The sequence below is a fragment of the Arthrobacter sp. NicSoilB8 genome, assembly GCF_019977355.1.
In the GTDB taxonomy this organism is placed as follows: Bacteria; Actinomycetota; Actinomycetes; order Actinomycetales; family Micrococcaceae; genus Arthrobacter.
Genome location: NZ_AP024655.1, coordinates 2895070 through 2909095, shown reverse-complemented (window position 1 = coordinate 2909095; position 14026 = coordinate 2895070). Strand labels below are relative to the sequence as shown.

The 14026-nt window shown below is 64.6% G+C and carries 14 protein-coding genes; 10 read left to right on the top strand and 4 right to left on the bottom strand.

Annotation, left to right across the window (positions count from 1 at the left end; genetic code table 11):
- Positions 1-13 precede the first annotated feature (13 nt).
- From LDO15_RS13100 to LDO15_RS13090, 3 genes are all read right to left on the bottom strand, one after another.
- Positions 14-1444, bottom strand: a complete 1431-nt coding sequence (locus LDO15_RS13100) for a DUF1338 family protein (RefSeq protein WP_223979343.1) — start codon at positions 1442-1444, stop codon at positions 14-16.
- A 76-nt stretch (positions 1445-1520) separates the two neighbouring features.
- Entirely contained in the window at positions 1521-2711 is a 1191-nt protein-coding gene (locus LDO15_RS13095) for an FAD-binding oxidoreductase (protein ID WP_223979341.1), read from the bottom strand.
- A 200-nt stretch (positions 2712-2911) separates the two neighbouring features.
- Positions 2912-3577 carry a GntR family transcriptional regulator gene (locus tag LDO15_RS13090; RefSeq protein ID WP_223979339.1) on the bottom strand — a complete coding sequence of 222 codons (666 nt, stop codon included), beginning with the start codon at positions 3575-3577 and terminating at the stop codon, positions 2912-2914.
- Positions 3578-3826: 249 nt separating this feature from the next.
- Between LDO15_RS13090 and LDO15_RS13085 the strand changes: the two genes are divergently transcribed.
- The 8 genes from LDO15_RS13085 (at position 3827) to LDO15_RS13050 (ending at position 10380) form a co-directional block, all read left to right on the top strand.
- Positions 3827-4672, top strand: coding sequence for a transporter substrate-binding domain-containing protein (locus LDO15_RS13085; protein ID WP_116768333.1), 846 nt, complete (start codon positions 3827-3829; stop codon positions 4670-4672).
- A 51-nt stretch (positions 4673-4723) separates the two neighbouring features.
- Positions 4724-5713 carry an ornithine cyclodeaminase family protein gene (locus tag LDO15_RS13080; protein ID WP_223979337.1) on the top strand — a complete coding sequence of 330 codons (990 nt, stop codon included), beginning with the start codon at positions 4724-4726 and terminating at the stop codon, positions 5711-5713.
- Complete coding sequence (locus LDO15_RS13075) at positions 5710-6483, top strand: amino acid ABC transporter ATP-binding protein (protein ID WP_276572921.1); 774 nt, start codon at positions 5710-5712, stop codon at positions 6481-6483. The genes LDO15_RS13080 and LDO15_RS13075 overlap by 4 nt, the downstream gene beginning before the upstream one ends.
- 3 nt (positions 6484-6486) lie before the next feature.
- Entirely contained in the window at positions 6487-7125 is a 639-nt protein-coding gene (locus LDO15_RS13070; protein WP_223979336.1) for an amino acid ABC transporter permease, read from the top strand.
- Positions 7122-7778, top strand: coding sequence for an amino acid ABC transporter permease (locus LDO15_RS13065; protein WP_223979335.1), 657 nt, complete (start codon positions 7122-7124; stop codon positions 7776-7778). The genes LDO15_RS13070 and LDO15_RS13065 overlap by 4 nt, the downstream gene beginning before the upstream one ends.
- A 21-nt stretch (positions 7779-7799) precedes the next feature.
- Positions 7800-9035: an FAD-dependent oxidoreductase gene (locus LDO15_RS13060; RefSeq protein WP_223979334.1), complete on the top strand. Its 1236-nt coding sequence runs from the start codon at positions 7800-7802 to the stop codon at positions 9033-9035.
- 37 nt (positions 9036-9072) lie between these two features.
- Complete coding sequence (locus LDO15_RS13055; protein ID WP_223979333.1) at positions 9073-9711, top strand: short chain dehydrogenase; 639 nt, start codon at positions 9073-9075, stop codon at positions 9709-9711.
- A 180-nt stretch (positions 9712-9891) separates the two neighbouring features.
- Positions 9892-10380 (top strand): TetR/AcrR family transcriptional regulator, encoded by a 489-nt coding sequence (locus tag LDO15_RS13050; RefSeq protein ID WP_263428152.1) that lies wholly within the window; start codon positions 9892-9894, stop codon positions 10378-10380.
- On the opposite strand, the gene LDO15_RS13045 is transcribed toward LDO15_RS13050, so the two are convergent.
- Positions 10377-11324, bottom strand: a complete 948-nt coding sequence (locus LDO15_RS13045; protein ID WP_223987346.1) for an alpha/beta hydrolase — start codon at positions 11322-11324, stop codon at positions 10377-10379. The genes LDO15_RS13050 and LDO15_RS13045 overlap by 4 nt on opposite strands.
- A 200-nt stretch (positions 11325-11524) precedes the next feature.
- Between LDO15_RS13045 and LDO15_RS13040 the strand changes: the two genes are divergently transcribed.
- Positions 11525-12871 carry a hypothetical protein gene (locus LDO15_RS13040; RefSeq protein WP_223979332.1) on the top strand — a complete coding sequence of 449 codons (1347 nt, stop codon included), beginning with the start codon at positions 11525-11527 and terminating at the stop codon, positions 12869-12871.
- A 155-nt stretch (positions 12872-13026) separates the two neighbouring features.
- Complete coding sequence (locus LDO15_RS13035; RefSeq protein WP_223979331.1) at positions 13027-13929, top strand: LysR substrate-binding domain-containing protein; 903 nt, start codon at positions 13027-13029, stop codon at positions 13927-13929.
- Positions 13930-14026: the final 97 nt, after the last annotated feature.

Here is a 14026-nt window from a genome sequence, read left to right as displayed (position 1 = left end):
TCTGGCGGACTGATTAGCGGGTGACGGTGATGTTCAGGCGGCGGGCCAGGTCCGCGATCGACGCGTCCTGCTGCCGCTGGTAGAGGTCGTTGGGGTCGTGGACCTCGGAACCGACAATCCGGGACATCCGGTGGATGTCGTACACGGTTCCCGGCTGGGCCTCGTCCTTTGAACCGTCCTGGGTCAGGTTTGACTGGAAGATTCCGGCGGCCGAGCGGGGGAGGAAGTCCTCGTAGACAATGGGTTCCGGGACGGCGATTCCGGCCTCTATGAGATCGGTCAGGGACACCGTGCCGGGCAGGGATGCACTGCCCGGGGCTGCGCCGTCCAGAGATGCACTGTCCAGGGCCTCTTCGTCGAGGCGGTAGGTGAAAAAGGCCAGTCCTTGCAGGGCCAGTTCCTTCTCGGTGCGGGGCAGGTGCTCCGCCCACACTCCGGCGGCGACCTCGACGCGAGTCGTTCCGGCCGGGGCCGAGGCCAGCCGGGCATCGGACTCGGCGACCATCCGGTCGTAGAGGTCGCGGCCCGCCACGGTCAAGGCAATTCCGCGGGCCTCGACTTCGCCGAAGCGCACCCGCAGTTCACCTTCGCTGGTGGACCCGTCGGCGTAGCGGAACACCCGGTTTTCACCGAGCGCCCGGAAGGACGTCTGGCGCAGGAGCAGGTCCGGCCCGTCCCAGCGCGGCGGCCCCTGGATCTCATCGATCATGCTGATGCCGCGGGCCTGCATGCGCTTGTACAACTCATCAATGTCCAGCACCCGGGGCGTGAGGTGGTTGATGTGCGTGGTGGAGACGCCGCCGATGTCGGATGCGACGGCGGAGACCGCCTCCAGCTTCTTGTACCATTCGCAGTCCACGGGGTCGCCGGAGAGTTCAAAGGCCGCGGTGGCCAGCTCCAGCAGCCGGTCGGCGTCGTCCGCCGCGAGACCGCCGTCCGCGGCGGCCCGGTCCGCCAGGGTGAGCAGTTCCTCACCGAACAGCTGCCGGGCGCCGATGAATGCGGCCAGCTCGGCGCGCAGCTCTTGGTCAAAGAACCGCGGATCCTCGGCCGCCAGCATGGAGGTGAATACGCGGAACGGATTCTTTGCCAGTTCGGCGCCATCGATCGGGCGGAAGGCCGTCGAGACCACGGGAACGGAACTGGAGGACGCATCGCGAAGGTCATAGAACCCGACCGGGTACATGCCGAAGGCCGCAAAAACGCGGGCAACCTGTGCCATCTCCTTCGGGGAGCCGACGCGGATGGCGCCGTGGCGCTCCGCCGTCACCCGTGCAATGCTTCCCAGCCGCTCGGCCTCGGCACCATGTTTGGCGACGTACGCTTCGTTGACTTCGGTGGAAACCTCCACGAGCGTGTTGTACGCGGGAACTTCCCTGCCGTACATGGCGGAGAGCCGGCGCGCGAACTCGGCACGAAGTTCCCAGGTTTCAAGGGCGGTCATGGCGTGGTTCCTTTCACGGTCATTGCTGTTGAGTGGACGATGCGGCGCGGGGCGTTCTGCTCTAGATCGTTCCGCACTAGATGATGTGCACTTCTTGAATGAGCTGGTCGGCCGCGTGGAAGCGTTCGGCGGAGAATGACGTGTGGTCCAAGAAGGATTCCCGGTCCAGGTACAGGTCCCGGACGAGTTCGCCGACGGCAGGGCCCTGCAGGAAGCCGTGGCCGGAGAATCCCGTGGCGTAGTAGAAACCGCCTACTGAGCTGGACGCACCGATGAGTGCATTGTGGTCCGGCGTGTTCTCATACAGTCCGGCCCAGCCGCACTCCAGCTCCGGAGCCTCCAAAGCCGGGGCACACACGCGGGCAGCCGCGTTGAACTCCGGCAGCCATTCATGGGTGAAGTCACGGGCGAACCCAGGCTCCTGGTTGGAGTTCGAAATCCCAAGGAGCATGCCGTTGCGGTAGTTGTGGAAGTACAGCGTGGTCGACAGGTCCAGCGTGAACGGCACTGTAGGCATGGGTGAACTCATCTGACGGGTCATGCCGATCTGCCGCCGCACCGGAACCACCGGCAGGCTCACGTTGACCATGTCGCCCACGCGCTGCGACCAGGCGCCGGCACAGCAGATGACGGCATCGGTGGTGATGGTGCCGCGGTTGGTGGTCACTGAACTGATGCTTCCGCCTGAAGCGGCCACATCCATGACCTCCGTGTGCTCAAGAATGCATACGCCCAGTGCGGCGGCCGCGTCGGCATAGGCCTGGACGACCTTCCCCGGTTCGGCAAATCCATCCTCCGGTGAGAAGGACGCGCCAACGAGGGCTTCCCGGCGCAGGAACGGGTTGATTTCCACTGCCTCTGCGGGCGAAATCATTCGGCTGGTGCTGCCAAGGCCGTTTTGGATGGCGGTGCTGCGCTCGCAGTCCAGGATTTCGGATTCGCTGCGGCACAGGAACAGGTAGCCGACCTTGCGCAGGCCGATGTCCGTGGCGAACCGCTGGCCGAAGTCCTCAAAGGCGCGCAGGCTGCGCCGGCCCAGGACAATATTGGCCGGATCCGAAAACGTAGCCCTCACCCCGCCAAGGGGCTTGGAGGACGATCCTGCGCCCAGATCGGACCGGTCTACGAGGACAATATTGCGAACGCCCGCTTCGGCCAGATGGAACGCGATGCTGGTCCCCATGATGCCGCCGCCGATGATGACGACGGCCGCGTGCGACGGCTGTTGGGTTCCGGGAGGAAGCTGGAGCGAGACCACATTTGACATTGATCGTCCTGTCTCAGTTGCGGAAGCATACCCACCGCTCTGTGGGTATCAACTATCGGTAATGGGTTATATATAACCATCTTGGGGTCCGATGTGATCTACGTCAAGCAAAATGTTCCACGGATTCTCCCGCGGGCACGCAGCGCCGGGCGGGGAGGGGAGGCGCCGAGGGGTCAGCCGGAACGGCCTGGTGTTCCCGGCTAGGGGAGCGCGTAGCTGAGGTGCTCGACCATGAGGGACTCAACCAGCTTTCGGTCGCCGGCAATCAGGGCGGCCAGGATGGGGCCGTGCTCGGCGGCGCTGGTGGCAAGCAGCCCGCGTTCGGCCAGATGGTAGGAGCCGCTGATCCGGCTCTGGTCCCGAAGGTTTTCAATGATCTTCGTCATTCGCGTGTTCCCCAGCAGTTCGACGATCGCCAGGTGAAACTGCTGGTCATGCTCTAGGTAGTCGACCATGCTCTCTGGCTTGGCTGACGCAAGCGCGGCTTCCGCCAGTTCGGTGAGCCGCGCGGCCTCGGCGGGGGAGACGCCTTGTTCGGCGACCCGGCCCACTGCGGTCACCTCGATCAGCAGGCGGAGGTCATAGACCTCTTTTTGGTCCTTCGGGGTCATCTCCACGACCCGGAAGCCGCGGTTCCGCACCACTTCAAGAAGGCCCTTCTCGCTCAGGGCCATCATGGCCTCGCGGACCGGGCTGTTGGAGACGCCCAGCTGGGTGGCCAGAGCGTTGGCTGAGTAGATCTTGCCGGGCTGCATGTCGCCGGACATGAGGGCGTGCCGGACTATGGAGGTGGCCTCGTCCTTGAGGGTGACGCGACCTTCGCCCAGTTCAGATATCCCCGCAACGGCAATTCGCTGTTCCTGCATTTCGCTCCTCAGACGGTGGTCCTCACGGCTAACACTAAGTCACAACGCGCATGCCGCCGCGAAAGGCTGTGACGATTTCCGACTTCTTTCCACACAATCCCGCGACGATTTTAGTGCTTGACATCCATGGGTAATGCATGGAGATTGGTAATCGACAATCGATAGTGTGTCATACATCACCAATTACGCCGATGTGCATCGAACCGTCGGACACCGAACAAACTTCAGCTCTGATCAAAGGGGATCATCATGAACACTCGCAAAATCTTGGTGGGCGGCACATCAATTGCCCTGCTGGCGCTCTCCCTGTCCGCCTGCGGCGGCACCGCCGAGAGCTCCGTTGCCAAGGGCTGCCAGCCGGCATCAACCTTCAAGACGATCTCCGCCGGCTTCCTGACCGTTGCCGCCCCCGAGTTCCCCCCGTTCTCGTCCGATAAGGACGGCAAACTCACCGGTGTCGACGCCGACATCATCAAGGAGTTCGCCGCCAAGAACTGCCTCGACATCAAGGTCGAGGCGACGTCCTACGCCGGGACCATCCCGGCCGTCCAGAGCGGGCGCGCCGACGTCGCCATCGGCTGCTACTACCGCACCGCCGTCCGGGCCGACATCGTCAGCCTGTCGGCTCCGGTCTACACCGACGAGATGGGGATCATTTCCGAGAGCGGGGTCAAGGACATTAAGGAGCTCGAGAGTATGAAGGTAGGCACCGTCGACGGCTACCTCTGGGTGCCGGACATGAAGAAGGTCATGGGCGCCAATCTGACCATCTACCCCAGCGCCGTGGAGATGCAGGCAGACCTCAAGGCCGGACGCATTCAGGCTGGCATCGACGGATTCGGCTCCGCCGTCCAGATGTACAAGTCCGATGCCAAATACAAGGTTGCAGGCGCCAGCGCCGACGCCCGCGTCATTGCCTCCAAGGAGCCTGCCCAGATCGGTTTCCCGATCGGCAAGGACAACGCCGACATGACCAAGGCCGTGGATTCCTCCATCGCAGCCATGAAGTCCAGCGGCAAGATCGCGGAGATCGTGAAGTCGTATGGCCTGCCCGAGTCGGCTGTCGAGACCGGTGAACCCCGCCTGGTGAAGTAGGAACGTCTCCCATACACCGTTCCGGCACCGCGAGCAAAGGAAACCGATTCCATGGATTCACCTGCCACCCCTACCTTGCCTCAACGGTCGGCACCCGCCTTCCTCGACGGCGCTGCCATCGCGTCGGCACTGACGGCGCTCGAGGCCGTGGCCGCCATGGAATCGGTCCTGGCCTCCGGGTTCGATCCCGAAACGAGCGCACCAAGGACCCGGGTGGAAACTGGCAGCGGAACGTTCATGCAGATGCCGGCGAGCCATGGCCAGTACGTCGGCACCAAACTCCTGACCATCACGCCGGGCAACGCAGCGTCCGCGTCTCCGGTGATCCAGGGACTCTACGCGCTGTTCGGCGGCGACGACCAGCGGCCGCTGGCCGTGCTCGATGGCGTCGCGTTGACCGAACTGCGGACGTCCTCCGTTTCGGTGATGGGGGCCAAGCTCCTGGCGTCGCCCGGACCTAAGCGTCTCGTCGTGTTCGGCACAGGGGTGCAGGCGTGGGCCCACATCGAGGCATTTGCCGAAATCTTTGAACTGGACAGCGTTGACATCGTCGGCCGCAACGCGGAAGCAGCGGAGCGGCTTGTGAAAAACGCCGAAGGACTCGGCCTGCCTGCCGCCGTCGCCTGTCCGGAAGCCGTACGGAAGGCCGATCTCGTCATTTGCGCGACGGCGTCGCCGACTGCCCTCTTTGACGGCGCCCTGGTGAAGGAATCCGCCGTCGTGGTGGCCATCGGGTCCCATGACAGGGAGCACCGCGAACTCGATGACGCGCTTCTGGCCAGGGCCACGGTGTGCGTGGAGTCCAGGGATTCCGCCACGCGGGAGGCCGGAGACATCATCCAGGCCCTGGAATCAGGCGCCATCGCCGGGCCGTCACACCTGGTCACCCTGGCCGACCTTGTTTTGAAACGCCGGGAGGTGGCCGCGGGCCGTCCGGCCGTCTTCAAGACCACCGGCATGCCGTGGGAGGACCTTGCGGTCGCCACCGCCCTCTATGAAGCCTGCCCCCGGCACGACTATGAGAAATGGAACAACCGATGATTGAACCCACTACCCGGACCGGAACGCCCGTGGTCCAGGTGAAGAATCTTGCCAAGGCCTACGGTTCGAACGTGGTGCTCCGTGACGTCTCTTTGTCCGTGCCGGAGGGATCCGTCACGGCCATGATCGGGCCCAGCGGCGCCGGGAAGAGCACCGTTCTGCGGTGCATGAATCTGTTGGAGCAGCCGGACAGCGGTGAAATCGAGATTGATGGGCATCGCATCAACGCCGGCAGGAAGCCCAATCCCAAGAATCTGGCAGCCCTGCGACGCAGCGCCGGCATGGTTTTCCAGCATTTCAACCTCTTTCCGCACATGACGGTCCTGAAGAACATCAGTTTGCCCCAGGAACGGGTCCTTGGACGCGGCCGCGAAGAGGCCAACGAGAAGTCCATGGAGCTGCTGAGGCGCATGGGCCTGGCCGACAAGGCGGACCAATATCCGTCGCGGTGTTCCGGCGGCCAGCAACAGCGCATCGCCATTGCCCGGGCGCTGGCTCTTGGCCCGCGGGTGATGTTGTTTGACGAGCCGACCTCGGCGCTGGATCCCGAAGTGGGGGTTGAGGTGCTCGAGGTCATGAAAGAGCTCGCGTCCACCGGCATGACGATGGTGGTGGTGACCCACGAGATGGCGTTCGCGGGAAATGTTGCCGACGAACTCGTGGTGATGGCCGACGGCGGGATCATCGAGAAGGGCGAGCCCGGACAGATACTGCAGGATCCCCAGCATGACCGCACGCGCCGGTTCCTCCGCGCCGTGCTGGAGCGCTGAGCCATGGAGATGATCCGGGCCATCGCCATCGGCTTGCCGCTCACAGTCCTCGTGACAGTTCTGGCCCTGTTGATCGGGACGGTTGTCGCACTGCCCATCGTTGCCGGGCTGCGCAGCCGCAACCGGCTAGTCTGGCTGATGTCGCGCGGGCTGGTTGACCTGTTGCGAGGGGTCCCGCCCGTGGTGTGGCTCTTCATTCTGTATTACGGCGTCTCTGTCGGCGCCATCCGGCTCACGGCATTGCAGGCCGGTGTCCTGGGCCTTGGCGTCGTGGCCGCTGCCTATCTCGCAGAGATCTTCCGTGGCGCCATCTCGTCAATTCCCAAGGGCCAGTGGGAGGCCAGCTCGGCGCTGGGCTTTCACCGGGCCACGGTCTGGAGCCTCATCATCGGCCCGCAAACGGCGCGGGCCGTCGTTCCGGCCTACACGACGTTTGCCATCGGGCTGCTCAAGGATTCCTCCATCGCCTCGTCCATCGGCGTGGCCGAGATCGTCTTCATGTCCAGCCAATACGCCCGGCAGTCCGGCGAAGGCATCATGGTGTTCTTCGTGGCTGCCGGTGTCTACATACTATTGAGCGTTCCGCTGGGACTGCTCTCGAGGCACCTTGACATCAAGATGCGGAAGGCGGTGGCCCGATGAACAACCTGGTCGATGTCGCAATCCAATACGGGCCGACACTCTTTGACGGACTCAAAGTCAGCCTCACCCTGACGCTCCTGAGCCTGGCCTTTGGACTGCCCCTGGGGCTGGTCTTCTCCTTCGGCGTGACCGCCCGCAACAAAACGTTCCGCTATCTCTCGGTGTTCTTCGTCGAAGTGGGCCGCGGCGCGCCGGCTCTGGTCCTCCTGCAGCTGATGTACTACGGCCTGCCGAACGCCGAGATCACCCTCAGCTCCATGGCCTCGGCATGTTTGGCCCTGACCTGGACGACGGCGGCCTACAGTGCCGAGCTGATCCGCGGCGGCATCCAGTCGGTGCCGCCGGGTGAAGTCGAGGGGTCCCATGCGTTGGGCATGAGCTACCGGGACTGCCTGAGGTTCGTGGTCATCCCGCAGGGATTGCGCATTGCCCTTCCTTCGCTGATGGGTTTCGCCGTACTCCTGTTTCAGGCGACGTCGTTGGCCTATTCAGTTGCCGTCCCGGAACTCATGAGCCAGGCGTACTCGATCGGCTCATCCACGTTCCAGTACCTGCCGGTGTTCATCGTCGCCGGCCTGCTCTACGCTGCCATCTCGATCCCCGCAACGTGGCTGTCCGTCTTCGCGGAACGCATGCTGAGCCGGCACCTGTAGACGATGACAGGGAGCAACCAGATGAACACACCGCAATCGGCCATAGTCGTCGGCGCCGGCATCGTTGGACTGTCGACGGCCTGGCACCTGCAGCAACGGGGGCTATCCGTCACCGTCTTGGACAAAGTCGGGCCGGCCGCCGGAGCGAGCTGGGGCAACGCCGGCTGGGTGACCCCGGGCCTGGTCATGCCCCTGGCGGAGCCGGGCGCCTGGAAGCACGCCCTGCAAAGCCTGACCGATCCGGACGCCCCGTTGCACGTGCCGCTGCGTTTCGACCCGCAGCTGTGGAAATTCCTCCTGCGATTCGCCGCGAACATGAACGCCCGGACGTGGCGGCAGACCATGTCAGCACTCCAGCCCATCACGACGGCCGTCGATGAGTCCTTCGCCGAGCTCAAGGCGCACGGCATTGCCTCACCGGTCATTGCGGCGCCCTACGTTGCAGGCTTCAGCAGCGCGGGGGCCGCCGCGGCGTTCCGGACGGAACTGGAACATCTCCACGCCATGGGCCAGAGCATCGGTGTCAGCACCCTGGCCGACGGGAACCGTCCGGCGGTGCTCTCCGACGCTGTGGCGCACGGCCTGGAGATATCCGGACAGAGCTATCTTGATCCGGGTGACTTCGTCTGGGACCTGGCCCGGGCCTTCAAAGCCTGCGGCGGCCAGATCATGGACGGCGCCACCGTATGCTCCGTTGACGCCGGGCCGTCGTCGGCAAGCGTGACGTCCGACGACGGCAACCGGCTCACGGCCGACGTCGTCGTCCTTGCCACCGGCGCTTTGCTGCCCAGGCTGGCCACTCGGTGGGGGCTGAAAATCGGCGTCCAGGCCGGCCGGGGCTACTCGTTCACCGTCGACGGCGATTGTCTGCCGGCTGGACCCCTCTACTTTCCGGAACAGCGGGTTGTCTGCACGCCCTATCAGGGGGCGCTGCGGATCGCGGGAACCATGGAGTTCCTTGATCCGGACGAGCCTCTGAATTCTGCCCGGCTTGAGTCAGTAGCGCGAGCCGTTCGTCCGCTGCTGCGGGGCATCGACTGGCCGTCTCGTCGCGACGAGTGGGTGGGCTCCCGCCCGATCACTCCCGACGGTCTGCCCGTTGTTGGCCGCCTGGCCTCGGACAGAATTTTTGCGGCCGGCGGACACGGCATGTGGGGGATGGTTTTGGGACCGGCGACGGGCAGGTTACTTGCCGAGCAAATCGTGACCGGTGCCATGCCGCGGGAAATAGCGGCGTTCAACCCGCTGCGCAGATAGGACACTCAGCCGGGGTTCCAGCGGCAAAATATCAACAATGGAGGGCAGATTCGTGCGAATTCTCGTCATCGGCGCAACCGGAGCTGTGGGGCAAAACGTGGTCCGGGCTTTGTCCGCACACCACGAAAAGGTGGGCGAAGGGCGGCTGGAAATCATCAGCGCCTCGCGCTCATCGACCGACTATCCCGTAGATTGCCGGGACGATGCCAGCGTTGAGGCACTCTTTGACCGGGTTGGGACGGTGGACGCGGTGGTCAGCACCATTGGCGGAGCCAAATGGGCGTCGGCCAGGGATGCAAGCCTGGAAACGTACGCCTCGACGGTGAACGGCAAGCTGCTGTGCCAGGTCCGCATCGCCCTGGCGGCCCGTAGCCATGTCCGGGAGGGCGGGTCCATCACCCTGACCAGCGGGATTGTCGGAAACTATGCGTTCCCGGGCGGATCGCCCAGCGCCATCGCCAATATCGGCCTTGACGCCTTCGTGAAAAGTGCCGCCGCGGAGCTGCCGTACCTGCGGTTGAACACCGTCAGCGCCACGGTGCTGGAGGAGTCCGCTGATGCCTATGCGGCGGTGTTCCCCGGCTTCGCTGCCGTGCCCGGCGCCGTGGCGGCCGCGGCCTTTGTCCGCAGCGTCTACGGTTCCGAAACGGGGCGGACGATTAAAGCCTGGTCATAGCACGGGAGCGCGTCGGTCGCCGCTGGTAACCTGAACATAATTGTTTGAGTAATCGGAGGGGCGGGCAGGCCGGTGTCTGAGGTGCAGAAAAAGCGGACCAGGCGGGCCGACGCGGTCCGGAACAAGGACGCCATCATCGATGCGGCCCTGACCTGCCTCAGCGATGATCCGGGGACTAGCATGTCTGAAATTGCGCGCGTCGCAGGAGTGGGCAGAGTGACCTTGTATGGACACTTTGCGGACCGCGAGGAACTGGTCGGTGCCGTCTTCGCCCGGACAATGGACAGTGCCGAGGCCGAACTCGCCGCCGTGGACCTTGAGCAGGACACCTGGGTATGCCTGCAGGAGCTCGTCCAGTCGTCCTGGCGGGTCCTTTACCAATTCAACTCGCTGATGGCGGCTGCCGAACGGTACTTCTCGGCCGAGCAGATCCGGGCACACCACGACAAGCCGCTTGCGCGGGTCATGGCTGTGCTAGAGAAGGGCAGGAACGAGGGGATCTTCCGGACCGATCATTCACTCACCTGGCAGGCGGCGTGTTTCTACTCCATCCTCCATGGTGCGGCCGCGGAGATCCGCGCGGGACGCCTGGCGGAGGTCGACGCGGCCAGGATCCTTCCGTCAACCATCCGGGCCCTCCTGGTCCCGCCGTCGGAACCGGCGCGCTAGGGGAGCGGCGGGCTCCCCGGGCCAAGGAACTCGCGGATTTTCGTTGCCATGGCCTTGGACTGTGTCCAGTGCAGGTAGTGGTCTCCCTCCAGGACCACCAGCTCGTGGCGCTTAACGTTGGCCAGCTGGCGTTCGTGCGCGCCGAACCAGTCCGGCTGCTCCTTCATCGTGTCCCGGGACAGGAAGTCGAGCACCGGGAGGGTGTCGGGGTACCGGACATCCCGGAGCTTCGCCGCGTTCTCGCCCACGCGGAACGTGTCGTCGGTGACGGCCTGGTTCCCGAAGTTCCAGCTGGTCATCTGGCGCATGTGCTGGCGTTCGGCCGGCGTGAAGCTGTCGCCCCCGGGTTCCCCGTAGCCAAGAGCCGTGGCCCAGCGGACCAGGCCCGTGGTCGACGGGATGTGCGCCCAGGAGTAGTCCGCTGCGGCCGCCTCCGAGGGGGCAGTCGAGCCGCTCGTGGATGCTTTGCTCGACGGGACGGTGGGGTCGATGCCGATCACCGCGGACACTTCGCCGGGATATTTGTTGGCGTAGTACAGCGTGGAAAGGCCGGCCAGCGAGTGCCCGATGAGTGTGTACGGTGCCTTGATCTCGAGCCTTGCCAGTACTTCGTGAAGTTCCTCGGAGATGTTCTCTATGGTCCGGGGCCTGGCGGCCATGTCGCTGTAGCCGTAGCCGAATCCCTCAACGGCGATGACCTGGTAGCCGCCCAGTTCCCGGATCAGCGGGGCAAAGTCCAGTCCCGGCGCCGGGGTTCCGAGCCCGCTGAGCAGCACTATCGTCGGGCCGGCATTGCCGGTTCGGGTGACGTTGACGGTTCCCCCGCTAATGCGGACTTTCTCCCCGTAGGCGGCCGCCCCGGACTTTTCCGTTTGTTCCAGGATGAGGTTCATCCCGGTGGAGGCGAGCAGCAGCCCGGTGACACTCAGCGCCACCACCCCCATCACGCGGAGGGCCCTTCTTCGCCGAGGCCGGCGACGCGGCTGGTCCGAGGCTGGGCGCGTGCGGCGGGAGGGGCGAGGCAACATGGCAGGACTCCAGGGAATGGCAGGGGCTCGTCAATAAATCGTACAGCGATGTTCGAGATAAAGCACCGCCGGCTGTGCCACAGCTTTTTGCAACCGGCTCCCACTAGATTCGGCGGATGCAACCAGCCGCGAAGATCACCCTGAGCATCAGGTCTGCCGCCTCAGCCGCTCTCTTGGCCTGCCTCCTGGCCGGCTGGCTCGTGGCGGGCCTGCCGTCGCCGGCCCGGGCAGCGGGTGCCACGTACTTCATCAGCGCCGCGGGGAGCGACAGCAATTCGGGAACCTCAAGCGCTGCGCCGTGGAGATCCCTCGCGAAGGTCAACGCGATCATCCTCCAGCCCGGCGACACCGTCAGCCTCCGCAGGGGTGACACCTGGACCGGAGGGATCGTGGTCAGCCAGAGCGGGACCGAGGCAGCACCGATCACCTTGAATGGCTACGGCAGCGGCTCTGCCCCGACGATTACCGGCGGCAAGTCGGGAAACTGCATCAGGATCAACGGCAACTTCGCCACAGTTGACGGTCTGCGCGGCGTCTCCTGCGGCTATGCGGGCATCAGCGTCACCGGCGACCACAATACGGTCCGGAACTCCAGTGCCGCCAACAATGCCGTGGGCATCAAGGCGGGAACCGGGTCTGACTTCGGAAAATACACGGCCAACGTGCTGACGAACAACAACATCATGAACGTCCTGACGCAGGGCACGAACTGTGGAACGCCCCAAGCCGTGAACTGCAGTGACGACTCCGGCGCCTCCGGCGTGCTGATCAACGGCAACGATAACGAGCTTTCCGGCAATACGGTCAGCGGTTCCACCGCGTTTTCCTACGATTACACCCGCGACGGCGGTTCTTTCGAAATCTACAACGGCAACCGGAACTATATTCACCACAATGTGTCACTGGATAACAACAACTTCTCCGAGATCGGAAGGTCCACCGGGACTGCGGACGGCAACACCTACCGGTACAACCTGGTCCGTTCGACCTGCGGCGCCAACTGCGCCCAGGCCAAGGGCCTGATCGCCCGCGGACCAGGAACGTCATTCGGACCCACGAACGGCACGGTCTTTGAGTTCAATACCGTCTACCTGAACGGTCCCCAGTCCCAGGCCGTCGTCTGCCATGCCAGCTGCCCGGCGTCGACGGTGATCCGCGGCAACATCCTGGCAGGCGTCAAGAACTCCCTGTGGATCAACGGCTCCGGCTGGACCGAACGGCAGAACGTCTTCAACGGTCCCATCAACGTCGTGCCGAACAGCACCTCCACCACGGCACCCGCGCGCTTCGTCAATGCCCCGGCCGATCTCCACCTGACGAGCACGAGCCCGGCCATCGACCGTGCCGGAGCCAGCCCTGCCGCTTTCGACCTCGCCGGAGTTGCGGTGCCTCAGGACGGTGACTGCAGCGGAGCGTCGGCCGCCGACTCAGGCGCCTATGAGTTCGACCCGCCCAACTGCTGACGCGTTGTTGCCGCCGCCACCCATCCGGGCATCAGGCTTGAATCACGTTCAATAGCCCGGCTATTGTTTTGATTCAGAACAATATCCGCGTCCATGCGGAACCGGAGTTCGGGCCGCACGCGGGGCCGCGGCGGCTGTCAGTGAGGACGAGCGAAGTGACCGAAATCCGATGGCTTGAAGCGTTCGTTGCGGTTGCCGAGGAACTCCACTTCGGCCGGGCGGCGCTGCGCCTGCACACGTCCCAGTCCCCGTTGAGCCAGACGATTCGCAAACTCGAGGCTGACCTGGGAACGCGGCTCTTCGAGCGGAACACCCGAAGCGTGGCGTTGACTCCCGCCGGCCATGCCCTCCTGCCGCGGGCCTACCGCGTACTGCAGGAGATGCGCCTGGCCCGCGAGGCCGCCCAGACGGAAGTTGCGGGCATCCGGGGCAAAATCAGAATCGGTTTCTCCGGAGCGGTCAACCACTTGACCCTTCCGCCGCTGACCCGCGCCGTGCGGCGACGCTACCCGGACATCGAATTGGACCTCACCAGCCGCGTGCGCACCGCGGACGGGCTGGCCAGCGTCGCGAATGGCACGCTGGATCTGGCCTTCGTCGGCATGCCCGAATCCCCGGTGCCCTCAGTCGCGGCCCGGCTGGTGGCCCGGGAGAGAATCGGGGCGGTGCTGCCCCTGGATCATCCGCTGGCCCAGGAGGGGTCAATACCGCTGCAAAGTCTGGCGGCCGACGACTTCATCTCGCCGCCGATGGACGGCTCGTCCTCCATGACGGAGGTGCTGCTCGCGTCGTGCATGGCGGCGGGGTTCCGGCCCCGCGTGGTTCAGGAGCTCTCGGATCCGTACATGGTGCTGACATTCGTCGCCGCTGGCGTCGGGGTCACGCTGATGAGCAGCGGCATATCCAGCATCATTCCGTCCGGCGCCACTTACGTGCCGCTGGACGACCCGCAGCACTACATGAACCACGCAATTGCCTGGTCATCCGAGAATGACTCCGCCGTCCTGGCGGCGGTCCTCGCGGTCGTCGAAGAGATCTTTCCGGACTCGCCCGGCTGAGAGTTATTGAGACTCAAATCTACATAGTGATAGATCATTTCTGTCGTGGACTTACACAGTGCCACGCAGCACACTTGTGGATGAGCCGCACACAGCG